Origin of the sequence: Actinoplanes cyaneus (genome assembly GCF_016862095.1) — a bacterium.
In the GTDB taxonomy this organism is placed as follows: Bacteria; Actinomycetota; Actinomycetes; order Mycobacteriales; family Micromonosporaceae; genus Actinoplanes; species Actinoplanes cyaneus.
Map to the genome: position 1 here is coordinate 19,732 of NZ_BOMH01000014.1, position 24,763 is coordinate 44,494.

At 69.8% G+C, this 24,763-nt stretch carries 22 protein-coding genes and 1 riboswitch; of the genes, 15 read left to right on the plus strand and 7 right to left on the minus strand.

The genetic code is table 11. From position 1 onward, the window contains the following. Positions 1 to 17: 17 nt before the first annotated feature. From Acy02nite_RS08615 to Acy02nite_RS08635, 5 genes are all read left to right on the plus strand, one after another. Complete coding sequence (locus Acy02nite_RS08615) at positions 18 to 344, plus strand: YciI family protein (protein ID WP_203739311.1); 327 nt, start codon at positions 18 to 20, stop codon at positions 342 to 344. Next, positions 337 to 1,485 (plus strand): RNA polymerase sigma factor, encoded by a 1,149-nt coding sequence (locus Acy02nite_RS08620; protein ID WP_203739312.1) that lies wholly within the window; start codon positions 337 to 339, stop codon positions 1,483 to 1,485. Before Acy02nite_RS08615 ends, Acy02nite_RS08620 begins: the two co-directional genes overlap by 8 nt. Before the next feature lie 67 nt (positions 1,486 to 1,552). Next, a complete protein-coding gene (locus Acy02nite_RS08625) occupies positions 1,553 to 3,145 on the plus strand; it encodes a methyl-accepting chemotaxis protein (protein ID WP_203739313.1) in 1,593 nt (530 codons plus the stop codon). Between the two features lie 103 nt (positions 3,146 to 3,248). Further along, entirely contained in the window at positions 3,249 to 5,231 is a 1,983-nt protein-coding gene (locus Acy02nite_RS08630) for a glycosyl hydrolase family 28-related protein (protein ID WP_239174476.1), read from the plus strand. A 107-nt stretch (positions 5,232 to 5,338) separates the two neighbouring features. Further along, complete coding sequence (locus tag Acy02nite_RS08635) at positions 5,339 to 6,229, plus strand: NAD-dependent epimerase/dehydratase family protein (RefSeq protein ID WP_203739315.1); 891 nt, start codon at positions 5,339 to 5,341, stop codon at positions 6,227 to 6,229. Here the strand turns inward: Acy02nite_RS08635 and Acy02nite_RS08640 are convergent. The 3 genes from Acy02nite_RS08640 to Acy02nite_RS08650 form a co-directional block, all read right to left on the minus strand. Next, positions 6,226 to 6,648, minus strand: a complete 423-nt coding sequence (locus Acy02nite_RS08640) for a MarR family winged helix-turn-helix transcriptional regulator (RefSeq protein WP_203739316.1) — start codon at positions 6,646 to 6,648, stop codon at positions 6,226 to 6,228. The two genes, Acy02nite_RS08635 and Acy02nite_RS08640, sit on opposite strands and share 4 nt — an antisense overlap. Positions 6,649 to 6,652: 4 nt before the next feature. Further along, positions 6,653 to 7,069 (minus strand): SRPBCC family protein, encoded by a 417-nt coding sequence (locus Acy02nite_RS08645; RefSeq protein ID WP_203739317.1) that lies wholly within the window; start codon positions 7,067 to 7,069, stop codon positions 6,653 to 6,655. Between the two features lie 153 nt (positions 7,070 to 7,222). Continuing rightward, on the minus strand, positions 7,223 to 8,662 hold the full coding sequence (locus Acy02nite_RS08650) for an MFS transporter (protein ID WP_239174479.1): 1,440 nt from the start codon (positions 8,660 to 8,662) through the stop codon (positions 7,223 to 7,225). Between the two features lie 126 nt (positions 8,663 to 8,788). Between Acy02nite_RS08650 and Acy02nite_RS08655 the strand changes: the two genes are divergently transcribed. Next, positions 8,789 to 9,895: a Gfo/Idh/MocA family protein gene (locus Acy02nite_RS08655; RefSeq protein ID WP_203739319.1), complete on the plus strand. Its 1,107-nt coding sequence runs from the start codon at positions 8,789 to 8,791 to the stop codon at positions 9,893 to 9,895. Between the two features lie 231 nt (positions 9,896 to 10,126). On the opposite strand, the gene Acy02nite_RS08660 is transcribed toward Acy02nite_RS08655, so the two are convergent. Then, the gene (locus Acy02nite_RS08660; RefSeq protein WP_203739320.1) at positions 10,127 to 11,776 is read right to left on the minus strand and encodes a rhamnogalacturonan lyase B N-terminal domain-containing protein; all 1,650 of its coding nucleotides are present in this window, start codon (positions 11,774 to 11,776) and stop codon (positions 10,127 to 10,129) included. A gap of 110 nt (positions 11,777 to 11,886) precedes the next feature. Here Acy02nite_RS08660 and modA point away from each other — a divergent pair, with 110 nt between their 5' ends. From modA to Acy02nite_RS08675, 3 genes are read left to right on the plus strand one after another with little or no spacing between them, the layout of a single operon-like run. Next, a complete protein-coding gene (modA, locus tag Acy02nite_RS08665; RefSeq protein ID WP_203739321.1) occupies positions 11,887 to 12,675 on the plus strand; it encodes a molybdate ABC transporter substrate-binding protein in 789 nt (262 codons plus the stop codon). After that, the gene (locus tag Acy02nite_RS08670; RefSeq protein ID WP_203739322.1) at positions 12,672 to 13,460 is read left to right on the plus strand and encodes an ABC transporter permease; all 789 of its coding nucleotides are present in this window, start codon (positions 12,672 to 12,674) and stop codon (positions 13,458 to 13,460) included. Before modA ends, Acy02nite_RS08670 begins: the two co-directional genes overlap by 4 nt. Continuing rightward, positions 13,442 to 14,509 (plus strand): ABC transporter ATP-binding protein, encoded by a 1,068-nt coding sequence (locus tag Acy02nite_RS08675; RefSeq protein ID WP_203739323.1) that lies wholly within the window; start codon positions 13,442 to 13,444, stop codon positions 14,507 to 14,509. Before Acy02nite_RS08670 ends, Acy02nite_RS08675 begins: the two co-directional genes overlap by 19 nt. 16 nt (positions 14,510 to 14,525) lie before the next feature. On the opposite strand, the gene Acy02nite_RS08680 is transcribed toward Acy02nite_RS08675, so the two are convergent. From Acy02nite_RS08680 to Acy02nite_RS08690, 3 genes are all read right to left on the minus strand, one after another. Further along, positions 14,526 to 15,872, minus strand: coding sequence for a protein kinase domain-containing protein (locus tag Acy02nite_RS08680; protein WP_203739324.1), 1,347 nt, complete (start codon positions 15,870 to 15,872; stop codon positions 14,526 to 14,528). 187 nt (positions 15,873 to 16,059) lie between these two features. After that, positions 16,060 to 16,713: a biliverdin-producing heme oxygenase gene (locus tag Acy02nite_RS08685; protein WP_203739325.1), complete on the minus strand. Its 654-nt coding sequence runs from the start codon at positions 16,711 to 16,713 to the stop codon at positions 16,060 to 16,062. Positions 16,714 to 17,035: 322 nt separating this feature from the next. After that, positions 17,036 to 17,821: a S1 family peptidase gene (locus Acy02nite_RS08690; RefSeq protein ID WP_203739326.1), complete on the minus strand. Its 786-nt coding sequence runs from the start codon at positions 17,819 to 17,821 to the stop codon at positions 17,036 to 17,038. 196 nt (positions 17,822 to 18,017) lie between these two features. On the opposite strand from Acy02nite_RS08690, the gene Acy02nite_RS08695 reads away from it, so the two are divergent. The 6 genes from Acy02nite_RS08695 (at position 18,018) to Acy02nite_RS08720 (ending at position 24,749) form a co-directional block, all read left to right on the plus strand. Continuing rightward, on the plus strand, positions 18,018 to 18,803 hold the full coding sequence (locus Acy02nite_RS08695) for a sugar isomerase domain-containing protein (protein ID WP_203739327.1): 786 nt from the start codon (positions 18,018 to 18,020) through the stop codon (positions 18,801 to 18,803). A gap of 55 nt (positions 18,804 to 18,858) precedes the next feature. Continuing rightward, positions 18,859 to 20,052 carry a glycoside hydrolase family 16 protein gene (locus Acy02nite_RS08700; RefSeq protein WP_203739328.1) on the plus strand — a complete coding sequence of 398 codons (1,194 nt, stop codon included), beginning with the start codon at positions 18,859 to 18,861 and terminating at the stop codon, positions 20,050 to 20,052. A gap of 90 nt (positions 20,053 to 20,142) precedes the next feature. Next, entirely contained in the window at positions 20,143 to 20,664 is a 522-nt protein-coding gene (locus Acy02nite_RS08705) for a DUF6346 domain-containing protein (protein WP_203739329.1), read from the plus strand. 32 nt (positions 20,665 to 20,696) lie between these two features. Further along, the gene (locus tag Acy02nite_RS08710) at positions 20,697 to 20,873 is read left to right on the plus strand and encodes a hypothetical protein (RefSeq protein WP_203739330.1); all 177 of its coding nucleotides are present in this window, start codon (positions 20,697 to 20,699) and stop codon (positions 20,871 to 20,873) included. Positions 20,874 to 20,938: 65 nt separating this feature from the next. Next, positions 20,939 to 21,158: riboswitch (cobalamin riboswitch) on the plus strand. A gap of 136 nt (positions 21,159 to 21,294) precedes the next feature. After that, a complete protein-coding gene (locus Acy02nite_RS08715; protein ID WP_203739331.1) occupies positions 21,295 to 23,754 on the plus strand; it encodes a ribonucleoside-diphosphate reductase subunit alpha in 2,460 nt (819 codons plus the stop codon). Then, positions 23,754 to 24,749 (plus strand): ribonucleotide-diphosphate reductase subunit beta, encoded by a 996-nt coding sequence (locus Acy02nite_RS08720; RefSeq protein WP_203739332.1) that lies wholly within the window; start codon positions 23,754 to 23,756, stop codon positions 24,747 to 24,749. The genes Acy02nite_RS08715 and Acy02nite_RS08720 overlap by 1 nt, the downstream gene beginning before the upstream one ends. Positions 24,750 to 24,763: the final 14 nt, after the last annotated feature.

Here is a 24,763-nt window from a genome sequence, read left to right on the forward strand (position 1 = left end):
CCAACGAAAGGGACCCCATGAAATACATGATGTTCGTCTGCACCGACACCGAGCCGGAGACCGAGCTGGCGGCTCCCGACATCTTCGAGTGGGTGGCCGAGAACGACGCGAACGGCCGGCGGGTGGCAGGCAATCAGCTGGTCAGCCCGGAGGCGGCGACCACGGTGCGGGTGCGCGGCGGCGAGCTGCTGCTCACCGACGGCCCGTTCGCCGAGACCAAAGAGCTGATCGTGGGCTTCGACATCCTGGAGTGCGCGGACCTCGACGAGGCGATCGAGGTGGCCCGCAAGCATCCGATGGCCTGGAACGGGCGACTGGAGCTGCGGCCGTACCACGGTGAATGAACCCGTCTTCCGGGAGGCGTACGGGCGGGTCGTCGCCACGCTGATCCGGCTCACCGATGACTGGCAGCTCGCCGAGGACTGCGCGATGGACGCGGTCGAGTCGGCGCTGGCCCGGTGGCCGCGCGACGGGATGCCGGCGAATCCGGGCGGCTGGCTGATGACGGCCGCCCGGAATCGCGCCATCGACCAGCTCCGGCGGGCCACGATGGCCGAGAAGAAGCTACGTGACCTGGCGCTTCTGCAGGATCCGGAGCCGGCTCCGCAGGGCGACGACCGGCTGCGGCTGATCTTCACGTGCTGCCATCCGGCGCTCGCGACGGAGTCCCGGGTGGCGCTCACCCTCCGTACCGTCGCCGGGGTCGAGACGGCTGAGATCGCGCGCCTCTTCCTGGTCAGCGAGTCGGCGATGGCCCGTCGGCTGAGCCGGGCGAAGGCCAAGATCACGCAGGCGAGGATCCCGTACCGGGTGCCGTCCGGGCCGGCGCTCGCCGAGCGGCTCCCGTCCGTCCTCGCCGTCCTCTACCTGCTGTTCACGCGCGGTTACGACGGCGAGCCGGAGCTTGCCGAGGAGGCGATCCGGCTCGTCCGCCTGCTGCCGGCCGAGCCGGAGGCGACCGCGCTGCTGGCGCTCTGCCTGCTGCAGCACTCGCGGCGGGCGGCCCGGCAGAACGAGACGGGTGATCTGCTCACCCTGGCGGAGCAGGATCGGTCGCTGTGGGATCACGCCGCGATCGCCGAGGCGGTCGAACTGCTCGGCGGGAGCCCGGTGACCGGGCCGTACGCGATCCAGGCGCACATCGCCGCCTGTCACGCGACCGCGCCGGACTTCGCCGCGACCGACTGGCCGACCGTGGCCGCCTGGTACGACCAGCTCGCCCGGGTGCATCCTTCCCCGGTCGTGGAGGTGAACCGGGCGGTCGCGCACGGTTACGCGCACGGTCCCCGGGCCGGGCTGAAGCTGCTCGCCGCGGTCGGTGACGCGGTCGCCGGGTACGCCCCCGCCGTGGCCGCCGCGGCCGACCTGACCGAGCGTGCGGGCGACCCGGCAGCCGCCGCCGTGCTGTTCCGGCAGGCCGCCGACCTGGCCGGCTCGGATGCGGAACGCCGCGCGCTGCTCAAACGCTCCACGGCCGCGGGTTGATTCTGGGTTGCAGAGGTCAGCCTGATCCCCTCGGTGCCGAAGCATCCGGTACCGACGAGGAAGAGGGATGAACATGGCCGGAAACCGTGGACTGGGGCAGTGGTGCCGGGACCGCCGGGTCTCCACCAAAGTGCTCGCGGTCGCCGGCGTGGCGATCGCCGGGACCGCCGTGACCGGGGTGCTGAGCGTGACCGGGATCAACGACCTGGAGAGCACGCGGAACACCGAGATCAGCCGGCTGGTGCCGTACGTGACCAGCCTGAACGGCGCCGCGCTGGATCTCAAGAGCGCCGCCAACGACGAGCGCGGTTTCCTGTTGAAGGGCGACGCCAAGTTCAGCACCGAGGCGCTCGGTCGTCAGGCCGAGGTCAACGCCGCCCTGGACTCCGCCCGCAGGCTCGGCGAGAGTGACGACCAGCGTGCGGTCGCCGACGTCCAGACTGCCAGCGACGCCTGGTTCGAAGCGCTGAAGTCCGAGTTCGCCCTCTACGAGACCGAGCCGGCGAAGGCGGCCGCTCTGGCCCTGGGCAGCAACCGGGACCTGCGCAAGACGTACGAGGCGCTGCTCACCGCCGAGATCGAGGACGCCAACCAGGACATGCTGGCCGGCAAGGGCTTCGACGCCACCGCCAGCCGCACCCGGGTGTCGGTGATCGCCGCGCTCGGCCTCGCGCTGCTGCTGGGCGTGGCCGGCGCCCTGTTCGTCGCCCGGCTGATCATCGTGCCGTTGCGCAAGGTGAGCGGCGTTCTGGACCGGGTGGCCGAGGGCGATCTCTCCGGCGACCCGGATGTGCATCAGCGCGACGAGCTCGGGCACATGGCGGACTCGCTACGGGCCGCGACCGCCTCGCTGCGGCAGACCGTGACCGACCTGACCTCGCACTCGGAGTCGCTGGCGGTCGAGGCCGGCGCGCTGGCCGACACCAGCCGGCAGTCGGCGACCAGCGCCGAGGACGGCGCCCGCCAGGCCGCGACGGTGGCCGACTCGGCGGCGACCATGTCGTTGAACATCCAGACGGTGGCGGCCGGCTCCGAGGAGATGGGCGCGTCGATCCGGGAGATCAGCCAGAGCGCGACCCAGGCCGTCGAGGTGGCGAACCGGGCTGTCGAGGTCACCGCGACGACCAGCGCGGTGATGGCCAAGCTGGGCGAGTCCTCCACCGAGATCAGCGAGGTGGTCAAGACCATCACCGCGATCGCCGAGCAGACGAACCTGCTCGCGCTGAACGCCACCATCGAGGCGGCCCGGGCCGGTGAGATGGGCAAGGGCTTCGCCGTGGTGGCGAGCGAGGTCAAGGAGCTGTCCCAGGAGACCGCCCGGGCCACCGAGGACATCGGCCAGCGGGTCGCCGCGATCCAGACGGACACCGCGGGCGCTGTCGCCGCGATCGAGGAGATCAGCGAGATCATCGGGCGGATCAACGAGTTCCAGACCACCATCGCCTCGGCGGTGGAGGAGCAGACCGTGACCACCAACGAGATGAGCCGCAACGTCAGCGAGGCGGCCGAGGCCGGCAGCCGGGTCGCGGACACCATCACCGGGGTCGCCAGTTCGGTGCAGCTGACCACGGTCGGCGTGGCCGAGGCCGACCGGGCCGCCACGCATCTCGCCGGGATGTCCGCCGACCTGCGGCGCATCGTGGAGCGTTTCACGCTGTAAGAACTGAAAACATCGGGCCCGGTCTTGCAAAAGCACGGCAGAATCGCGGCAAAACCGGACTGACCCTTGTGGAACAGATCACACGACTTCTATGGTCGGCGACATGTTCGCTCCGCCCCGCTGGGCCGCTCTGCTGGCCACGCCGCTGGTCACCCTCGGCGTGGCGATCGGCCCGGCCGACGCTGCCGCAGCACACCCGTCCTCAGTCGCCATCACCCCCACGGCCACCCGTGCCGCTCTCGACCCGGCCCTGGTCGCCGGGCGCGGCGCGGGAGTCGCGTTCACCGAGCAGGAGGCTGAGCACGCCGTCACCACCGGCGCCGTGCTCAGCCCGAGCCGGACCGCATACACGCTCGCCGCCGAGGCCTCCGGACGGTCCGCCGTCTCGCTGGACCCGGGGGAGTACGTCGAGTTCACCCTGCCCAAGGCCGCCAACGCGATCACCGTGCGCTACAGCATTCCGGACGCCCCGAACGGTGGCGGGATCACCGCGCCGCTGACCGTCGGCACTCCCGGCGGCACCCGCACGATGAACCTGACCTCGCAGTATTCGTGGCTCTACAACCAGTACCCGTTCAGCAACGACCCGCGGGCCGGGCTGCTGCACCCGGACTGGTGGATCACCGAGTGCTCCTGCGTGCCGGCGGCCACCACGCCGGCCCCCGAGGTGAGCACGCCGTTCCGGCCCATGCACTTCTACGACGAGCAGCGGCTGCTGCTGGGCCGCACCTACCGCGCGGGCGACCGGATCCGGCTCACCGCGCGCCAGGTGACGACCACGATCGACCTGCTCGACTCCGAGCTGGTCGGAGCGCCCCGGATCGACCTCGGTGGCGTCAACGTGCTGTTGTTCGGCGCCGACCCGACCGGGCGGCGGGACGCGGCGCCGGCGATCGAGCGGGCCATCGCGTACGCCAAGAAGGTCCATCGCCGGGTCTATCTGCCGCCGGGCGTCTTCCAGGTCAACCGGCACATCGTCGTCGACGACGTGACGATCGCCGGGGCCGGCAACTGGTACACGACGGTCAAGGGTCACGAGGTGGCGCTGACCACGCCGGCGCCGGACGGGTCCGTGCACACCGGGGTCGGTTTCTACGGGAAGGCCGGCGGCAGCCGCAACGTGCACCTCGCTGACTTCGCGATCGAGGGTGACGTCCGGGAGCGCATCGACACCGACCAGGTCAACGGCATCGGCGGCGCGATGAGCGACTCGACGATCACCGGGCTGCACCTGCGGCACACCAAGGTCGGCCTCTGGTTCGACGGTCCGATGTCCAACGTGGAGGTCAGCGGCAACATCATCGTCGACCAGATCGCCGACGGGCTGAACTTCCACACCGGGGTCACCGGGTCGGTGGCGCGGAACAACTTCATCCGCAACACCGGTGACGACGGGCTGGCCATGTGGTCGGAGAAGATCGCGGACAGCGACAACACCTTCGACCGGAACACGATCCAGACGCCGACCCTGGCGAACGGCATCGCGATCTACGGCGGCACCGACAACACCGTGTCGCGGAACCTGGTCGCCGACCCGATCCGCGAGGGCAGCGCCCTGCACGTCGGCTCGCGTTTCGGCGCCGAGGCGTTCGGCGGGCGGCTCACGATCGCCGACAACACCACGGTGCGGGCCGGGACGTACGAGCTGAACTGGAACATCGGTCTCGGGGCGATCTGGTTCTACGCCCTCGACTCCAGCATCGACGCGGACATCCGGGTCACCGGGGACCACTACCTGGACAACACGTACAACGCGATCATGCTGGTCTCCGACTGGCCGGTGAAGGATCTCTACTCGATCAACGGGGTGCACTTCCGGGACGTACGCGTCGACGGGGCCGGGACCAGCGTGATCAGCGCCCGGGCGGCCGGCGGTGCCACCTTCGAGAACGTGGACGCGCGCAACGTCGGGGCGGTCGGCGTGAACAACTGCGGCTCGTTCCACTTCACACCCAGCGGGTCTGAGTTCACCCTCAGTGATCTCGGAGGTAACGACGGGGGCTGGCTCGCCCCGTTCACGCCGAACGTGATCACCTGCGACGACCGTCCCGCGGTCGTTCCGCCTCCTGCGCCTTCTACCTGGTGACCTCCATGAGGTGAAGTATCGCGGCCGTACCCGACGAGTTCGGGTACGGCCGCCCGACTTGGTAGCCTTGTCGGCGCACTCGCCGCGGCTGAAGGTTGGGAACTACGTTGAGTCAAACTCTGCTGGTCACCGGCGGTGCCGGATTCGTCGGTACCGCGCTGATCAAGTCCCTGCTGACCGAGTTCCCGGACGCCACTGTCGTCTCTCTCGACAACTACTTCACCGGGTCGGGGGAGAATCACGTCCACGACCCCCGGGTGACCTACATCGAGGGCTCGACCACCGAGATCGCCAAGATCTGGGCCGGGCGCGGGTTGCCCGCCCCGTCGCTGGTGTTCCACCTGGGGGAGTATTCGCGGATCGTGCAGTCCTTCGAGGACCATGACCTGACCTGGGACTTCAACCTGCTGGGCACCAAGGAGGTGGTGAAGTTCACCGCCTCGGCCGGAGCGAAACTGATCTACGCCGGCTCCAGCTCGAAGTTCGGCAACGACGGCGACGACGAGAACCTCAACCCGTACGCCTGGACCAAGGCCAAGAACATCGAGTACATCAAGAACTACTCGAACTGGTTCGGGCTGGACTACGCGATCGCGTACTTCTACAACGTGTACGGGCCCGGCCAGATCGCCAGCGGGAAGTACGCCACCGTGATCGGCATCTTCGAGCGGCAGTACCTGGCCGGTGAGCCGCTCACCGTCGTCGCGCCCGGCACCCAGACCCGCGACTTCACCCACATCGACGACATCGTCCGCGGCCTGATCCTGGTGGCCCGCAGCGGCGACGGCGACGGTTACCTGCTGGGCACCGGGCGGGAGTGGCCGCTCGCCGAGGTGGCCGGGCTCTTCGGCACGGAGTTCACGCTGATCCCGGCGCTGCCCGGCGAGCGCGTGCGCGGCAAGGCGGACCTGACCAAGGCGGCCGGGCTGGGCTGGCAGCCGCGCAAGCAGCTCAACGAGTACATCGCCGAGTTCGTCGCCACCAACCCGCGCGGCTAACCGGCGAGGGGGCGGAGCATCGCGAGCAGCGCGCCGGGGTCGGGGAGTGTCCCGAAGAATGCGGCATCGGTGGCCTCCACGGCGGTGATCGCCCGCTGAGCCACCTGAGCGCCGTGCTCGGTCACCCTCAGCCGCTTGGCGCGAGTGTCGGCCGCGTCGACCTCGCGCTCGATCAGTGACTTCGCCTCCAGCTTGCGGAGCACCTGCGACGTCATCTTCACGTCGGTGCCGGCCTGCCGCGCCACGGTCAGCTGGTTGGGCGGCTCGCCGCGGGTGTTCAACCACCACGTGGTGGCCAGCAACACGAACTGGACATGGGTCAGATCCAGCGGGGTCAGCGCCGCGGCGATCGCCCGCTGCCAGCGCAGCGTGACGTGCCACATCAGGAAGCCGGGGCTGTCACCCGGGTCGAGCGCCATGTCCTCAGCCTTCCGCCCGCCGCACCAGGGCGGCGACGACATCCGGGAAGTCGGCGGTGATCGCGGGGCCGATCTGCGGACCCACCTGCTCGGCGGCCGGACCGCTGATCTCGGTCCGGTAGGTCACCCGGGTCGTGCCGGGCGTCACCGGCTCCAGCGAGTGCACCGTGCGGACGACGAAATCGCCGGCGTCCATCTCGTCGGTGAACAGCTTCCCTGGCACGACCTCGGTGAGCCGCATCCGCAGGGGTTCATCGCCGGGCGGAGTCATGGTGAACACCGAGCCGGCCTGGAACGGACCGTCGATCTCGATCTTCTCGACGCCCTCGTTCCACTCCGGCCACTGCGCAACGGTCGACCAGTGATGCCACAGGGCCTCCGGGGTCGCGGTTGTTTCCACGCTGTGCTCGTACTCCCACATGGTGCTCTCCCTCAGCAGTTCGGATGTGCAAAGACTATCTACGCGCAGACTATCTGTCAACGCGGGACCGCTCGCCCGCACCGCCGGGGGGTGTTCAACGATCAAAGGCCGATTCGCCCGTACGGGAAATCGGCCTTTGATCGTGAAAAGGTGTCAGCCGGTGGCGCGGGGCCTGGAGGTGACCGCGGACAGCGGCGTGGCGACGTCTTCCAGGGACTTGCCCTCGGCGTCGACGCCCAGGAAGATCTCGACCACCCCGCCGATCGCCATGACCGCGGCACCGATCAGGTAACCGATGAAGAGTTTGCCCGGGTCCTCGCCCTCGCCGATCAGCCAGCCGTAGAAGACCGGGCCGATCGCGCCGAAGCACTGCGCGATGGCGAAGAAGACCGCGATGGCCTGCGCCCGGATCTCCAGCGGGAAGATCTCGCTCACCGTCAGGTACGCCGAGCTGGCGCCCGCCGACGCGAAGAAGAAGATGATGCACCAGGCGATGGTCTGGGTCATCGCGTTCAGGATCCCGGCGTTGAACATCACCGCGCTGATCGCCAGGAGCACTGCGGAGAGCAGGTACGTTCCCGAGATCATCTTGCGTCGCCCGACCACGTCGAAGAGGTGCCCGAGGATGAGCGGCCCGGCCAGGTTCCCGACCGCGAAGGCGATCAGGTAGAGCGGCGCCTTCGTCTCGTCGACCCCGTAGAAGTTGGTCAGCACCAGCGTGTAGGTGAAGAAGATCGCGTTGTACAGGAACGACTGCGTGATCATCAGCGTGGCGCCGAGGATGGACCGCTGTGGCAGCTGTTTGAAGAGCACCCGGACAAGCGACAGGTAGCCGTGCGACTCGGTCGGCCGGATCTCGATCGCCTTGGATTCGTCGAGCGGGGCCAGCGTCTGACCGGACGCCTCGACGGCCTCCTCGATCTGCCGGATGTTCGTCTCGGCCTCGGCTTCCCGGCCGTGCATGATCAGCCAGCGCGGGCTCTCCGGCAGGTGCCGGCGCAGGTTCCAGATGCAGAGACCGATGATCGGTCCGATCAGGAAGCCGAGCCGCCAGCCGAGATTCAGGTCCATGTGGTCGAGCAGGACGAAGGTTCCGAGCGTGCCCAGGACCGCGCCGCCCCAGTACGTGCCGTTGACGCCGATGTCGACGCGCCCGCGGTACTTCGCCGGCATCATCTCGTCGATCGCGGAGTTGATCGCGGCGTATTCGCCACCGATGCCCGCTCCGGCGATGAATCTCGTGAGATACAGGAAGGTAAGCGCCAGAGCGTCATTACCCCAGGTCAACGCGGTGAGCGCGTTGCCTGCGAGGTACACGCCCAGGGTCACGATGAACAGGTTCTTGCGGCCGAGCTTGTCGGAGAGGCGCCCGAAGAACAGGGCGCCGAAGACCTCGCCGAGCAGGTAGACAGTGGCGATCGCGCCCACCGCGGTGCTGCTCAGATGCAGGGTCTCCTCCTCTTGCAGCACCGGGCCGATCGCGCTGGCGATGGTGATCTCCAGGCCGTCGAGCACCCACGCGGTGCCGAGCGCCAGGATCATTCGAGTGTGGAACGGCGACCAGCTCAAGCGGTCGATGCGGGCGGGGATCAAGCTCCGGATGGTTCCCGAATTGGAAGCCGGGGCTGGAGATCCGAGGCCTTGAGCCATAGGAACACCTCCAGAAATGCCATGATGTAGCTCACGGCTTACCCAGAGTGCCGATTACCATGCACGGTGATGGATGCGATCGGTGTCGCAGTGATCGGTTTCGGCTGGATGGGTCGGGTGCACACCCAGGCCTATGCCCGGGTTCGCCACCATTACCCCGATCTGCCGGCACCCGTACTGGTGACGGTCGCCGACGACGTACCCGGCCGGGCCGCCGGCGCTGCCACCCGCTACGGATTCGCGGCCTCCACCACCGACTGGCGTGAGCTGCTCGACGACCACCGGATCGGCGCGGTCAGCATCACCGCGCCGAACTTCCTGCACCGGGAGATCGGCGCGGCGTTCGCGGCCACCGGGCGGCACATCTGGATCGAGAAGCCGGTCGGGCTCAACGCCGACGACGCCCGGGCGCTGATCGGAAGCGGACAGATCTGCGTCGGCTTCAACTACCGGCACGCGCCGGCCGTGCAGCGGGCCAGGACGATCCTGCGCGACGGCGGGATCGGCCGGGCCACGCACGCCCGGTTCGCGTTCCTCAGCGACTACGCGTCCTCCCCGGACGGTGCGCTGACCTGGCGTTTCCAGCGTGCCCGTGGCGGCAACGGGGTGCTCGGCGACCTCGGCGCGCACGCCATCGACCTGGCCCGGCACCTGCTCGGCGAGATCGACGAGGTGGTCGCGGCGGACACCGCGATCTTCATCCCGCGGCGTCCGGCGCCGGGCGGCGCGACGACCGGGCACGAGCGCGGCACCGGGCCGCTGGGACCGGTCGAGAACGAGGACTGGTTCGCCGCTCTGCTGCGGGTCGGCGACGCCCGGGTCACCATCGAGGCCAGTCGCGTCGCCACCGGCGAACAGAACAACTACGGCTTCGCCATTCACGGTACGAACGGTGTCCTGAGCTGGGATTTCCGCCGGATGGGCGAGCTGCTTCTCAACGGTCGCACGATCTTCGCCGGGCCGGGCGACGGCGACTTCGTGGCGTTCCAGCCCGGTCCCGGCAACGCGATGAGCTACGACGACCTGAAGGTGATCGAGGCCGCGCTGTTCTTCCGCTCGATCACCTCCGGCGTCCCGCACGGCGCGACCCTGCCCGACGCCGTCCGCGCCGCCGAGGTCCTCGGCGAGATCGCCCGGCACGCCGCTGCGAAAACCCCTTCCCGCGTACGGCCATAGCCGGCGCGCCCAGCGAGCCCCCGCAAGGCCGCTGTCCCCACCGGCACCCCCGCGCGTCCCGCGAGCCGGCTGGCTTTCAGGGGTGCTTCAAAGGGCGGATACACCCTTCAGGGCCAGCCGGAAGCGGGCGGCGCACTGCGGGCCGGGACCGGCGGCGGGCTCGCGGGCGGTGCCGCACGCGGTGCCGGCGGGCCGTGGCGCGCGGCCACGGCCCGTACCGGGAAATGGGCGTCAGGCGGGGTCGAGGGCCAGCGCGTCGAAGATGAAGTTCGGGCTGAGGAACGTCGTGCCGCTGCTGCCGCTGATCGTGGAGATCGACAGCGTGTTCGTGCCGGTCTTCAGGGCGCTCGCCGGGATCGTGAACGTGTAGGTCGTGTTGATCCCCCGCCACGTGCCCCGGGTGATGTTGCGCGAGTCCAGGTTCGCCGGCGCCGGGGAGGCCGAGGACGGCGAGGAGTAGCTGCCGACGGTCACCGCGGGACGGCCGCCGGCGAAGCTCGACGTCGTGCCGATGCGCAGCTTGACGCCGCCCGACGGCACCGAGGACAGGCTGAAGTTCAGTGCCATCGGCGAGTTGACCGACTTGAACTCGGCCATCGGGAACTTCGCGGCGTCGGTCACGCTGTAGCCGCTCGCCTTCCACGACGACATCCGGGAGTCCGACGGGTGCTCCGTCTCGATCTTGTCGGCGTTGAGGAAACCGGCCGGGGTGCCGTCGAACTTGCCGACCTGGAAGAGAGTGCCGGCCGACGGGACGCTGCCGGTCAGGGTGAGCGGCGTGGTGGCGCCGGCGGTCACCGCGATCGACTTGGTGGCGCCGACGGCGAGCTCACCGGCGTAGAGCGTCGCGGTGTACGTGCCCGGCTTGACATGCCCGATCACGAACTGGCCGGCCTTCACCTGACCCCAGTACTGACCGTTCGCGCCGGCCAGGCCCACTGTCGCGGGCAGGCCGTTCCAGCTGCCGCTCGCGGTGCCGCTCACGCCACCACGCTGGGCGTTCGAGAGCAGACCAGGAATGTACGAGCTGAGGAAGTCCGTGCTGTGCGGGGCCGGCGCCGCGCCGTCGGTGAGGGCCAGCGCGTACGGCCCGTGCAGCCCCAGCCGCAGGGCCTCGGTCTGCTGGTGACCACTGAACATGTAGTGCGTGATGTTGACCGCGGTCCCGGTGTCGTTGACCTCGATGTCCCGGAAGAACGGGCCGCCCGAGGTCATGTCGTTGTTACCCGGGATCAGGTACGCCCCGTGACCGTTGCCGCTCGCCCCGAACGGCTGCTGCGTGATCAGTCGCTGGGAGCTGAAGAACTTCGACGCGGTCTGTCCGTTCGCGAACGCGAACACGTCCGAGCCCTCGACCGTCGACGTCGTCCCGGCGGTCCGTGCGGCCACCGGTGACGTGGTCAGCAGCGAGCTCTTCAGCCGGCTGATGAACCGGGCCTCACCCGGGTTCAGCGCCTTGGTGATGTTCGTGGCCAGGTAGATCGTGTTGTCGTTCTTGCGCGCGAAGTAGTACTGCGTCACCCCGATCGACGAGTTCGTCGCGCTGACCAGGATCGAGCTGCCGTTGTTGAAGGTCTGGCCGGTGACCGTCGCGGATGACCAGCCGGACTCGAACTGCCCGGCGGCCTGACCGGAAGCGGTCAGCTCGGTGCCGTTGTGCTTCAACGAGGTGAGGTTGCCGTTCGTGGTGTTCACCACGAAGCTCACGCCGGTGCCGGTGTCGAACGTGATGCTGGATGCGGCGCTGGCCCACGGCTGGCCGCCGAGCAGGCCGGCGCCGGCCAGCACCGCGACCGTGGCGAGGCCGCCGGCCAGGGCCTTGCGACGGTTGCGGGAGGCGGGGCGCCGGTGCGAGGAGGGGGACTGGGGATCGGGGGTCATGCCTGGTGGTGTCCCGCGGGCACGGAAAGGTTGCCCGCCGCGCCGATCCTTTTCCCGCCCACGGTGGGCCGGGGCGCGGAGCAAACCGCAACTGCGAGACTGATCTCGGCATGCGCGTTCCACCCGGGGAGGGTCAGTTGAAGCTGAGAATCGTGGCGGTCGTGCTCGCGCTGAGCCTGGCCGGCTGTGGCGGGACCACTGACACTCCGGCGGCGAGCAGCGGTTCGGCCGGCGTGACCGGCACCGTCAACGTCTTCGCGGCGGCGTCGCTCACCGAGTCGTTCACCACGCTGGGCAAGCAGTTCGAGGCGGCGCACCGGGGCACCACGGTGAAGTTCAACTTCGCCGGCAGCTCCGCGCTGGCCACCCAGATCAACCAGGGCGCGCCGGTCGACGTGTTCGCCTCGGCCGCGCCGAAGAACATGCAGGCGGTCACCGAGGCCGTCGCGCCCGTCACGTTCGCGAAGAACCAGCTGGTCATCGCGGTGGCGAAGGGCAACCCGAAAGCGATCACGGGGTTGTCCGGCCTGACCGCCCCCGGTCTGAAGGTGGCGCTCTGCGCCGAGGCGGTGCCCTGCGGCGCGGCGGCCAAGACGGCGCTCGCGACGTCCGGCGTCACCCTCACCCCGGTCACCCTGGAGCAGGACGTGAAGGCGGCGCTCTCCAAGCTCAAGCTCGGCGAGGTGGACGCGGCACTGGTCTACCGCACCGACGCGAAGGCGTCGGCGGCCGAGGTCGACGCTGTCGAGTTCCCGGAGTCCGCGAAGGCGATCAACGAGTACCCGATCGCGGTGCTGAAGAACGCCGCGAACGCGGCCGGCGCCCGGGCGTTCGCCGACTACGTGCTCTCCGCCGACGGGATCGCAGTGCTGACCGCAGCGGGGTTCCAGGCGCCGTGACGCGAGGGCGGGTCCCGCCGGCGCTGCTGGTGCCCGCGATCGGTGGGCTGATCTTCCTGGTCCTGCCGCTCGCGGGCCTGCTGTGGCGCACCCCGTGGGCCGGCCTGCCGCAGCGGCTCACCGAGCCGGGGGTGGTCGAGGCCCTCAAGTTGTCCCTGCTCACGGCGAGCCTGGCCACCGCGGTGTGCCTCATTCTGGGCGTTCCGCTGGCCTGGATGCTGGCCCGCGCCGAGTTCCCCGGCCGCCGTCTGGTGCGGGCGCTGATCACCGTCCCGCTGGTGCTCCCACCGGTCGTGGGCGGCATCGCGCTGCTGCTCGCCCTGGGCCGCCGGGGGCTGCTCGGCGGCTGGCTGTACTCGACGTTCCGGGTGAGCCTGCCGTTCACCACGGCCGGGGTGGTCGTCGCGGAGGCGTTCGTGGCCCTGCCGTTCCTGGTCATCTCGGTCGAAGGGGCGTTGCGGGGCGCCGACTCCCGGTACGAGGAGGCCGCCGCGACGCTCGGCGCGAGCCGCTGGACGACGTTCACGCACGTGACGCTGCCGCTGGTGGCACCCGGGATCGCGGCCGGCGGGGTGCTCTGCTGGGCGCGGGCGCTGGGCGAGTTCGGTGCGACGATCACCTTCGCCGGGAACTATCCGGGGATCACCCAGACCATGCCGCTCGCCGTCTACCAGACGATGGAGAGCGGCGACCTGGACGGAGCGGTGGTGCTGAGCCTGATCCTGCTGGCCGTGTCGGTGACGATCCTGGCCGCTCTCCGGGACCGATGGCTGACCGCGCCGTGAGCCTGCTGGAAGCCCGCCTGGTGGTGCGGCGCGGCGAGTTCCACCTGGACGTCGCGCTTTCCATCGCGCGCGGCGAGACGGTCGCGCTGCTCGGGCCGAACGGGGCGGGCAAGACCACCGCCCTGCGCGCCCTGGCCGGGCTCACCCCGCTCTCCGGCGGATTCCTGCGAGTCGACGGACGGGACCTCTCGGCGACCCCGCCCGAGCACCGCCGGGTCGGCGTCGTCTTCCAGGACTATCTGCTCTTCCCCCACCTCAGTGCCCGGGACAACGTGGCGTTCGGGCCGCGCCGGCAGGGAGTCGACCGGCGGACCGCGCACGAGACCGCGGACCGCTGGCTGGAACGGGTCGGGCTGACCGATCTTGCCCGTCGCAAACCGCGGCACCTCTCCGGCGGGCAGGCGCAGCGGGTCGCGCTGGCCCGGGCGCTCGCCGTCGACCCGGTGCTGTTGCTGCTGGACGAGCCGCTCGCCGCGCTCGACGCCCGCACCCGGCTGGAGACGCGCGCCGAGCTGCACCGCCACCTCGCCGCGCATCCGGGCGCGACGCTGCTGGTCACGCACGATCCGCTGGACGCGCTGGTGCTCGCCGACCGGCTGATCGTCATCGAGGGCGGTCGCGTGGTCCAGGAGGGCGACGCCGCGACGATCACCGCCCGGCCCCGGACGGACTACGTGGCCCAGCTCGTCGGCCTCAACCTCTACCGCGGGCGGGGCGACGGTCATGCCGTACGGCTGGACAGCGGTTTCGTCCTGACCGCGACCGACAGCGTGCACGGCGACGCGTTCGTCGCCTTCCCCCCGGCGGCGGTCGCGCTGCACCCGGCGCAGCCGGACGGCAGCCCGCGCAACACCTGGCCGGCCGTGCTCACCGACATCCAGCGGCACGGCGACAACCTGCGGGTCCGCCTGGACGGCCCGATCGTGGTGGCAGCTGACATCACCCCGGCCGCGGCCGCCCACCTCGACCTGGCCCCGGGGCGGGAGCTGTGGGCGGCGGTCAAGGCCAGCGAGACCCGCGCGTATCCCGCCGGCGTTCCCGAAGCGTGATGCGCGCGGTGGCTCTTCAGGAGAAGAGCTGGAGGACGGACGCGCCACCGCAGACGAGGACCAGCAGACCGGCCGCGGCGAGGCCGAGAATGATCAAAGGCTGGCGGGGTCTGGCGGGCCAGTTGCCGAGCAGGCCAGGGCGAGCCGGTCCGCGGCCCTGCGGCATGGTCACCGGCCGGGCGGCGCCGGCGAACCTCCGGTCCGGCCCGGACGCTCCGGCTCCGGCTCCGGCTCCGGCTCCGGCCCGCGCCGCCCCGGCCTCGCGCCAGGCCGAGCCGGTTTCAGGGCGGGCCGAGCCGGTTTCAGGACGAGCTGAGCGGGCTGCGGGCCGGGCGGAGCCGGTCTTGGGCCGGGCCGAGCCGGTTTCGGGGCGGGCTGAGCCGGCTTTGGGGCGGGCCGAGCCGGTGAACGCTCCGGGCCTCGCCGTGCCGGCGAAACGGGAAGGCTCGCCGGGGGATCGGGCCGGGCTGCCATGAGCGCGGATCGGCAGGTCGGCCGGCCCGTCCGGAGCACGGAGCGGAAGGTGACTGAGCAGACGGGTCGGCGTGGTGCCGTCGGTGCTGCGCAGGTGGCGGCACATGCCGATGATCTCGTCCGGCGACGGCCGCGACGCCGGGTCGTTCACCACGCACGCCCGGATCACCGAGGCGAGCGCCGGGTCGACGCCGTCGACGTCGATCTGTTCCCGCATCAGCCGCAGGTAGATCGCCTGAAAGGACCCGTGCCCGTACGGCCGTCGCCCGGTGGCCGCATACGCCATCGTCGCGCCGAGCGCGAACACGTCCGTCGCCGGCGTGAGATCGTCCCCGTCCACCATCTCCGGTGCGATGTAACCGGGCGTGCCCATCGACACCCCGGTGAGCGTGAACCCGCTCGCCCCCGCCGAGCGGGCGAGACCGAAATCGATCAGCTGTGGCCCGGTCGCGGAGAGGATGACGTTCTGCGGTTTGAGGTCCCGGTGGCAGATCCCGTGCCGGTGGATGTCGCCCAGGCCCTCGGCGACCGCGGCCATCACCTCGGCGCACCTGCTCGGCGGCATCGGCCCGTCCGCCTTGACCGCCGAGGAGAGGGTCGGCCCGGGAATGTACTCGGTCGCCATCCAGAACGGCGGCGAGTTCAGCTCGTAGTCGATCAGCGCGGCCGTGTACGCGCTGCGCACCGTCCCGACCGTCGCCACCTCGCGCCGGAACCGGGCCACCGCCTCCGGGTGCTCCAGGTAATCCGGGCTGATCACCTTGACCGCGGCGGGGCGCCCGCCGGGCGACCGTCCGAGGTAGACAGTTCCCATGCCACCGGCGCCGAGGGTGGCCTCGATCTCGTACCGGCCGACCGTGAGCGGTTCGCCGGGCAGGAGTGGCCGCATTGGTCAGCGATCCCTTCGGCCGTTGATCAGCAAGAGGTACGCACATGGTTGCAGATGAATGGAAAACCTTCCGCACCGGACGACAGTCGCCTTCCGGACGATCGGCCGTTCATCACATTGCTACCCGTGACCGCCTCAACGAGGGAAAACAGCCAGTATTTCCACATTCGAGCCGCTTACGACGAGGTCAGGCGGCCGGGGCGAGTTCCTCCGGGTACGCCGTGCCCAGCTCCTGGAACACTGCCGCGTTCAGGGTGAACGCCAGCTGCGTCTCGGCGACCAGCGTGTCCAGCTCGGCGGCCGGCAGGTCGAGCGCGTCCAGCCGGGCGCGGTAGACGGTCTTGTACGCCTTCGGGTCGGCGATCTGCTCGAAGTGGTAGAACGCCGTGCCCCGCGTCCCCAGGTGGTACGTCGCCGCGACCCTGCGCCCGACGAGCTGCCCGCCGGAGAGATCGCCGAGGTAGCGCACGTAGTGATGGGCCACGAAATGGGCCGGCGAGGTGTGGCAGTGCTCGCGCAGCCGCTCGGCGTACCGCCGGGTGGCCTCGACCGGCACGGCGTGCGCCTCCCAGCCGGGGCCGTGGAGATGGGCCAGATCGGACTCCAGGGCCGCGACCCGGGACAGGGCCGGGTCGGCGAACTCCCCGGCGACCGGGTTGTCACGCATGGCGAGCGCGGCGGCTTCCAGCTCGCGGTAGATGATCAGGTATTGCGCGGTGAGCGCCGCGAACCCGGCGGCCGGGACCGTGCCGCCCATCAGCCGCGCGATGAAGCTGCGGGTCTCGGCGTCGCGGTGCTCGGACATGGTGGCCTTGCGCAGACGTGCGGCGAATCCGGTCATCTCAGGGCTCGTCCTTCCTGGTGACGGTGAGGCGGAAGCACGAAGGGCACACACCTGATCATGAGGGTGGGACGGGGGAGATGTCCAGGTCGGCGACGCGGGGCGGGCGTCGTCCGACACGACGCGACTCCCGCGCCGCATCCGCCGGCGCGGGAGTCGGAACGAGCAGAAACAGGGCGGACGGCATCCACCTGCGGCCGCGATGCTCCTTACGATGAGTGCGGGCCGGCCGGGAATCGTTGCGGAATTCCCGGCCGGTTCCCCGTCCGGGACTCACGCGCGGATCCGGGCCGGGCCCCGTGCCCGGCCCGGATCGTCCGGGTCAGCCGCCCAGGGAGGCGGCGGCGGAGGCGATGGTGGACGCGAAGTAGCTGACCTGGGTGTAGACGCCCGGCTTGTTCGGGCGGGCGCACCCGTCGCCCCAGCTCACGATGCCGACCTGGACCCAGGCGTTGGCGGAGTCGCGGCGGAACATCGGGCCACCGGAGTCACCCTGGCAGGTGTCGGTGCCGCCGGAGGTGTAACCGGCGCAGATCTCGTTGCTGGCGATGATCTCGCCGTTGTACATCGAGCTGGAGTTGCACGTGGTGTCGCTGACGAACGGGACGGTGGCCTTGAGCAGGTAGCGCTGCTGCGAGCCGCCCTCGGTGGCCGCGCCCCAGCCGGCGATGGTGAACGTGCCCGAGTCGTACGCGGTGGTCTTCGCGATCGGCAGCGTGGCCAGGCCGGTCACCGGGCTGGCGAGCCGGATCAGCGCCCAGTCCTTGCCGTTGCCGTTGTAGCCGGGCGCCCGGTAGACGTAGTTCGACTTCCGGGTGATCTTGCTGGTCGAGTTCAGGTCGACGACGCCCATGGTGGCCGTGATGGAGGTGTTCGTGCCGGTGCCGTTGACGCAGTGCGCGGCGGTGAGCACCAGGGTCGGGCTGTAGAGCGCGCCACCGCAGCCCATCGACAACCGCACCATGAACGGGAACTCGCCCTGCGTGGCCCGGGTGCCACCGACCACGTTCGCATCGGCGTGCGCCGCGCCGGGTGCGGCCAGCACGCCCATGGTGGCCGCGGTGATCGCGGCGGCCGCGGTCGCCAGAAGGGTTCGCCATCTGCGCATCTTCGGTTCTCCTCGTCCCAGGGGGATACGCCCGGTGGGGCGTTGGGATGAGGGTCCCACCGATATCGAGCCATATGGATATCCCAATTCGCTCATACCGTCGACCGGACTCAGCGGATCGATCGATGAAGATGTCTTGTTGACTTGATGCCGTCACGGTCGTAATTTTCATCAACAAGAGATATCGATGAAAACGATGACCGCAGACTCGGGCCGCGAGAGGACAACCGTGAGCGTGACGAGCGAGGACTTCCTGCAGCACATCCGCGCGGTCATCGACCGCGTCGGCACGGGGCAGGCGGCCGGGAAACGCAAGGCCGCGGAGCTGCTGGCCGCGACCGTGCGGAACGGGGGCGTGATCCAGGCCTTCGGCTGCGGCCACTCCGAGGCGCTCGCCATGGAGATCGCCGGTCGTGCCGGGGGCCTGGTTCCGACGAACCGGATCGCGCTGCGCGACGTCGTCCTCTACGGTGGCGACCCGCTCGAGGTGCTTGCCGACCCGATGGTCGAGCGCGACCCCGCCATCGCCCACCGGCTCTACGGGCTGGCCCCGGTCAAGCCCGACGACGCGTTCGTGATCGCCTCGAACTCCGGGATCAACGGCGCTGTCGTCGAGATGGCGCTGCTGGTCAAGGAGCGCGGGCACGCGCTGATCGCGATCACGTCGGCGGAGCACTCGGCCGGGGTCGAGTCCCGGCACCCGAGCGGGCGCAAGCTCGGCGAGATCGCGGACGTGGTGCTCGACAACGGCGCCCCCTACGGCGACGCGGCCCTGGCGCTGCCGGGTGGCGGCGCGGTCGGCGCGGTCTCCTCGATCACCGCTGCGCTGCTCGCCCAGCAGATCATCACCGAGGTGGTCGCGAAGCTGTTGGCGGACGGCGTCACGCCGCCGGTCTACCACTCCGACAACGTGCCCGGCGGCAAGGAGCACAACGCCGAGCTGGAGGCGCGGTACGCCGGCCGGATCCGGCGCACGGCCTGATCCAGCGACCCAGTAACTCCCTTTCCCCCAATCCCCCTGTGGGAGGAGTGCACCCATGTTGATCGACAAACATCGATTCGCGGGACTCGCCGTGGCCGTTCTGGCCGCCTCGGGCATCGTCGCCCTCGGCTCCGGCTCGCCCGCTTCCGCCGCCGACTGCGGCTATCTCTTCGACGACTTCCACTACAGCGCGTCCTCGGACGCGGCATTGACCTCGAACGGCTGGACCCCTCGCAGCTACCAGGGCGGTCCCGGCGTGGCCGGGGCGACCTGGTCGCCCGCCAACATCACGTTCCCGGCCGCGAACGGGGACAAGGTCGCGCAGCTCACCGCCTACACCGACGGCACCGCGGCCGGGACCGGGCACGCCGAGCTCTACTCGACCCAGAAGCGATACCTGGAGGGCACCTACGCCAGCCGGATCAAGTTCACCGACGCGCCGGCGTCCGGGCCGGACGGCGACCACATCAACGAGACGTTCTTCACGATCAGTCCGCTCAACGGGGACCTCGACCCGACCTACAGCGAGCTGGACATCTCCGAATACCTGCCAAACGGTGGATGGGGCGAAACCGGGCCGATCAACTACCAGACGACCTGGTACACGTATCGCAACGAGCCCTGGTACGCGGACAACCTGCACTCCTCGCAACGCTCCAGCCTGGACGGATGGCACGACCTGGTCGCGCAGGTGGCCAACGGGCACGTCGTCTACTGGATCGACGGGGTGCAGGTCGGGGACCACGGCGGCAAGTACTTCCCGCGCCAGACGATGACGATCAACTGGAACCTGTGGTTCATCGACCTGGCCGCGCACTCGGGTGGGAAGAGCACGTACGTCCAGCAGGTCGACTGGGTGCTGTTCGCCAAGAACCAGGTGCTGTCACCGGCGCAGGCGACCTCGCAGGCGGCCGGATACCGTACCGGCGGCACCGCGTTCCTGGACACCGTCGCGTCGGGTGGCACGTGCTCGAACCCGTCCACGCCGCCGTCGTCACCGCCCACCTCCCCGCCGCCGTCCTCGCCGCCCACCTCCCAGCCGCCGGCGACCGGATGCTCGGACGCGCCGGAGTGGGCGTTCGGCACCGTGTACCTCGGTGGAGCGCTGGTCAAGCACGAGAAGAGCAGGTACGGCGACCCGGCCGGCCCCGCCTCGGGCCAAGGGAAGCACCTGTGGAAGGCCCGGTACTGGACACAGGGCTCCGAGCCCGGCTGGACCGAGCAATGGCAGGACCTCGGCCGCTGCTGAGCTCCGGCTCCGACCGGAACGGCGGGCAGCGCCCCGCCGTTCCGTGCACCTGCTGGGACGCGTCCGACCGGCGTCGGCTTGACTGTGGAGATGACCGAGCGTGCGCCGGATGGCGGGAACGGACCACCGGTTGCGTCGCGGCGCGGCCGATGGTCCGGCAACGTGCTGGGCGTTCTGATCATCCTGGCCATCGCGTACGTTCTCCTCGCCACCGCGATGACCGTCGCCCGCTTCACCGGCCCGGATTTCGCCGACGCCCGCCGGACGGGCAAGGCCGAGGTGCTCGGTTGTGAACGGCGTGGACCGGTCGGCCTCAAGGGTTTCGGCTTCTACGAGGCGTGCACCGTGTCGATCCCGTGGGGCAGCCGGCGGCGCGTGACGATCGACAAGCCCGGGTTCTTCACGGACGAGAAACCCGGCGACACGATCGTGATCGGGGAGAACCCGGGAAGCCGGGGGAATGTCGGCTACTCGCGCCCCGAGCTGCCCAGCCGGGGATGGGTGACCCTGATCGCGGCTGTCATCGGGTTCATCGGGGTGCTCCCGATCCTGGTGCTCCTCGCGGTGCTGCGCGACGGCCTGCGGAGTCTGTTCCGGCGCCGACGGGCGTGAGCCGCGTTTTGTCGGCGTCCTTCGGTTCGGTCGTGCCGCTCCGGGAGGACGAGATCCTGGCCGCCACCGGGGGTGCCAAGCTGACCCGGGAGCACATCGAGGCGATCGATGGTCTCGCCGAGGAACGGTGGATCGGCCGGTGCGCGGTGTTGCACGACACCGCCGGTAATCCGTCCGAGATCTACTTCTGGGGCTTTTCGGGGGACTGACGCGAAATTACATGATCACCCTGTGCGACACACCATGTGGCGCTGCGAGTCATGGGTGAGGCCCATATATAGTGTCGATCGCAGCTGGTTCGGTGCGCTCCGGAAGGGGCGTGCCGAGGTAAGAGGGAATCCGGTGTGATGCCGGAACTGCCCCGCAGCGGTGAGTGGGAACGACCGCCGTCACACGGCACTGGGCCGCGAGGCCTGGGAAGCGACGGTCAGTAGGAGACCTTGCACAAGGTCACGCCCGCGAGTCCGAAGACCTGCCAGCGCGCCGCACGCAACCGTGTGCGGCGGTCGAAGGCCGCGTGGGACGGCCGACGCCGAGGGATCAGCCGTGCGCGTGTGCGTGCCCGGCTGGGTCGATGGTGTCTTCCTGCGCGTGGTCAGCGGCCGTGTTGACTCGCGAGGGAAGAGGGCCATGACGCTCACGCCGGAGAAGAGCCTGGAGACGGCCGCTGTGCCGGAGCAGCGCCGCCACGTCATGCAGGTGCGCAAGCGCAACGGCGAGCTGGAGCCCGTCGACGTCAACAAGATCGTCGCCGCTGTCGAGCGGCGGATCGCCGGCCTGGACGAGGTCGACCCGCTGCGGGTGGCGACCAAGACCATCAGCGGGCTGTACGACGGCGCCACCACCGAGGAACTGGACAAGCTCTCGATCCAGACGGCCGCCGAGCTGATCGGCGAGGAGCCGCAGTACTCGCGGCTGGCCGCCCGCCTGCTGATCGACCTGGTCGAGCAGGAGGTCGCCGAGCAGGGCGTCAGCTCGTTCAGCGAGTCCATCACGCTGGGCCACACCGAGGGCCTGATCGGCGACAGCACGCTCGCGTTCGTCACGGAGAACCGGGACGCGCTGGACGCGGCGATCGACCGCGACGCCGACCTGCGTTTCGAGTACTTCGGGCTGCGCACCGTCGCCGACCGGTACCTGCTGCGCCACCCGACCCGGCGGGTCCCGATCGAGACCCCGCAGTACTGGCTGCTCCGCGTCGCCTGTGGTCTGTCGCAGACCGTGCAGGAGGCGATCGGCTTCTACCGCCTCATGGCGAGCCTGGCCTATCTGCCCAGCTCACCGACCCTGTTCAACTCCGGCACGAAGCACACCCAGATGTCGAGCTGCTTCCTCGTCGACTCGCCGAAGGACGAGCTGGACTCGATCTACGAGCGTTACCACCAGGTCGCCAAGCTGTCGAAGTTCTCCGGCGGCATCGGCATCGCCTGGTCCCGGGTGCGGGGCCGCGGCGCGCTGATCCGGGGCACGAACGGCAAGTCGAACGGCATCGTCCCGTTCCTGAAGACCCTGGACGCCGGCGTGGCAGCGGTCAACCAGGGCGGCCGGCGCAAGGGCGCGGCCTGCGTCTACCTGGAGCCGTGGCACCCGGACATCGAGGAGTTCCTCGAGCTGCGCGACAACACCGGCGAGGAGTCGCGCCGCACCCACAACCTGAACCTGGCCAACTGGATCCCGGACGAGTTCATGCGCCGCGTCGAGGCCGACGAGGACTGGTCGCTGGTCGACCCGTCCGACGCGCCCGAGCTGCCCGACCTCTTCGGTGACGCGTGGACCGAGGCGTACCGCAACGCGGAGAAGAAGGCGGTCAAGACCGTCAAGGCCCGCGACCTGTACGGCCGGATGATGCGCACCCTGGCGCAGACCGGCAACGGCTGGATGACGTTCAAGGACCGCTCGAACGCGCTGTCGAACCAGACCGGCGCGCCCGGCAACACGATCCACCTGTCGAACCTGTGCACCGAGATCCTCGAGGTCAACAGCGACGACGAGACCGCGGTCTGCAACCTGGGATCGATCAACCTGGGCGCGCACACGACGGCCGGCGGGGTGGACTGGGAGCGGCTGCGTTCCACCGTCCGGACCGCTGTCGTCTTCCTGGACCGGGTCATCGACATCAACTACTACCCGTCGCAGCAGGCGGCCGCGTCCAACCCGCGGTGGCGCCCGGTCGGGCTGGGGCTGATGGGCCTTCAGGACGCGTTCTTCACGCTGGGCCTGCCGTTCGACTCGGCGGAGGCGAAGGAGCTGTCGACCCGGGTGCAGGAGGAGATCTTCCTGACCGCGCTCGAGGCGTCCGCCGGTCTCGCCGAGCAGTTCGGGCCTCATCCGGCGTACGCCGAGACGCGTGCCGCCAAGGGGCAGCTGCACCCGGACCTGTGGGGCGCCTCGGTGTCCCAGACGGGCCGCTGGGACGCGCTGCGCGCCACGATCGCCGAGCATGGCCTGCGTAACTCGCTGCTGATCGCGATCGCGCCGACCGCGACCATCGCGTCGATCGCCGGCTGCTACGAGTGCATCGAGCCGCAGGTGTCGAACCTGTTCAAGCGCGAGACGATGTCCGGCGAGTTCCTGCAGATCAACACGTACCTCGTCCGGGAGCTGAAGTCCCGCGGCCTGTGGACCGCCCCGGTCCGGGAGGCGATCAAGCGCGCCGAGGGCTCGGTGCAGGGCATCGCCGAGCTTCCTTCGGACATCAAGGAGCTTTTCCGTACGGCGTGGGAGCTTCCCCAGCGCGCCCTGATCGACCTGGCCGCGGCCCGTGCGCCGTTCATCGACCAGTCGCAGTCGCTGAACCTGTTCCTGGCCGCGCCGACGATCGGCAAGCTGTCGTCGATGTACCTCTACGCCTGGAAGTCCGGGCTGAAGACCTCGTACTACCTGCGCTCGCGCCCCGCGACGCGCATCCAGCAGGCCACCACCGCGATCGCCCCGGCGGCGACCGTCGTGCCGGCCCGGAGCACCACAGTGGTCGCCGACCCGTCCGGCCCCGGCCAGGTCGCCACCCTCAGCCTGAACCTGCTCGGCGACACCGGTGGTGCGCTCGCCGCGGCCCTTGAGAACCCCGACATCTGTGAGGCATGCCAGTAATGCTGCTCGACCCTGGAATGGACCTGACCCTGCGGCCGATGAAGTACCCGCACTTCTTCGACCGCTACAAGGACGCCATCAAGAACACCTGGACGGTCGAGGAGGTCGATCTGCACTCCGACCTCGCCGACCTGGCCAAGCTGACGCCTGCCGAGCAGCACCTGGTGTCCCGGCTGGTCGCGTTCTTCGCCACCGGTGACACGATCGTGGCGAACAACCTGGTGCTCAACCTCTACCAGCACGTGAACAGCCCCGAGGGCCGGCTCTACCTGTCGCGGCAGCTGTTCGAGGAGGCCGTGCACGTCCAGTTCTATCTGAACCTGCTGGACACGTACGTGCCGGACGAGACCGAGCGGTTCGAGGCGTTCGCGGCGATCGAGAACATCCCGTCGATCGCGCGCAAGGCCGAGTTCTGCTTCAAGTGGATCGACTCGGTGTTCGACCTGCGCAAGCTGGAGACGAAAGCCGACCGCCGGGCCTTCCTGCTCAACGTCATCTGCTTCGCGGCGTGCATCGAGGGACTGTTCTTCTACGGCGCTTTCGCGTACGTGTACTTCCTGCGCTCCCGCGGTGTCCTCCAGGGCCTGGCGTCCGGGACGAACTGGGTGTTCCGCGACGAGTCGATGCACATGGCGTTCGCGTTCGACGTGGTCGACACCGTGCGTCAGGAGGAGCCGGACCTGTTCGACGCCGAGATGGAGCAGCAGGTCCGCGACATGCTCGCCGAGGCCGTCGAGTGCGAGGTCCAGTTCGCCGAGGACCTGCTCGCCCAGGGCGTCTCCGGGATGTCCCTCGGTGACATGCGCGAATACCTGCAGCACGTCGCAGACCGGCGGCTGCAGGTGCTCGGCATCGCCCCGATGTACGGCAGCAAGAACCCGTTCGCGTTCATGGAGCTGCAGGACGTGCAGGAGCTGTCGAACTTCTTCGAGCGTCGCGTCTCCGCCTACCAGGTCGGCGTCACCGGCTCGGTCTCCTTCGACGACGACTTCTGACCGTCCGCCGCAAC

Coding starts and splice junctions, on each gene's coding strand:
- Acy02nite_RS08615 (WP_203739311.1), top strand. CDS start 18: ATGAAATACATGATGTTCGTCTGCACCGACACCGAGCCGGAGACCGAG.
- Acy02nite_RS08625 (WP_203739313.1), top strand. CDS start 1,553: ATGAACATGGCCGGAAACCGTGGACTGGGGCAGTGGTGCCGGGACCGC.
- Acy02nite_RS08630 (WP_239174476.1), top strand. CDS start 3,249: ATGTTCGCTCCGCCCCGCTGGGCCGCTCTGCTGGCCACGCCGCTGGTC.
- Acy02nite_RS08640 (WP_203739316.1), bottom strand. CDS start 6,648: ATGGCGCTCGACCCGGGTGACAGCCCCGGCTTCCTGATGTGGCACGTC.
- Acy02nite_RS08645 (WP_203739317.1), bottom strand. CDS start 7,069: ATGTGGGAGTACGAGCACAGCGTGGAAACAACCGCGACCCCGGAGGCC.
- Acy02nite_RS08655 (WP_203739319.1), top strand. CDS start 8,789: ATGGATGCGATCGGTGTCGCAGTGATCGGTTTCGGCTGGATGGGTCGG.
- Acy02nite_RS08660 (WP_203739320.1), bottom strand. CDS start 11,776: ATGACCCCCGATCCCCAGTCCCCCTCCTCGCACCGGCGCCCCGCCTCC.
- modA (WP_203739321.1), top strand. CDS start 11,887: ATGCGCGTTCCACCCGGGGAGGGTCAGTTGAAGCTGAGAATCGTGGCG.
- Acy02nite_RS08675 (WP_203739323.1), top strand. CDS start 13,442: ATGGCTGACCGCGCCGTGAGCCTGCTGGAAGCCCGCCTGGTGGTGCGG.
- Acy02nite_RS08680 (WP_203739324.1), bottom strand. CDS start 15,872: ATGCGGCCACTCCTGCCCGGCGAACCGCTCACGGTCGGCCGGTACGAG.
- Acy02nite_RS08685 (WP_203739325.1), bottom strand. CDS start 16,713: ATGACCGGATTCGCCGCACGTCTGCGCAAGGCCACCATGTCCGAGCAC.
- Acy02nite_RS08690 (WP_203739326.1), bottom strand. CDS start 17,821: ATGCGCAGATGGCGAACCCTTCTGGCGACCGCGGCCGCCGCGATCACC.
- Acy02nite_RS08695 (WP_203739327.1), top strand. CDS start 18,018: ATGACCGCAGACTCGGGCCGCGAGAGGACAACCGTGAGCGTGACGAGC.
- Acy02nite_RS08700 (WP_203739328.1), top strand. CDS start 18,859: ATGTTGATCGACAAACATCGATTCGCGGGACTCGCCGTGGCCGTTCTG.
- Acy02nite_RS08705 (WP_203739329.1), top strand. CDS start 20,143: ATGACCGAGCGTGCGCCGGATGGCGGGAACGGACCACCGGTTGCGTCG.
- Acy02nite_RS08715 (WP_203739331.1), top strand. CDS start 21,295: ATGACGCTCACGCCGGAGAAGAGCCTGGAGACGGCCGCTGTGCCGGAG.
- Acy02nite_RS08720 (WP_203739332.1), top strand. CDS start 23,754: ATGCTGCTCGACCCTGGAATGGACCTGACCCTGCGGCCGATGAAGTAC.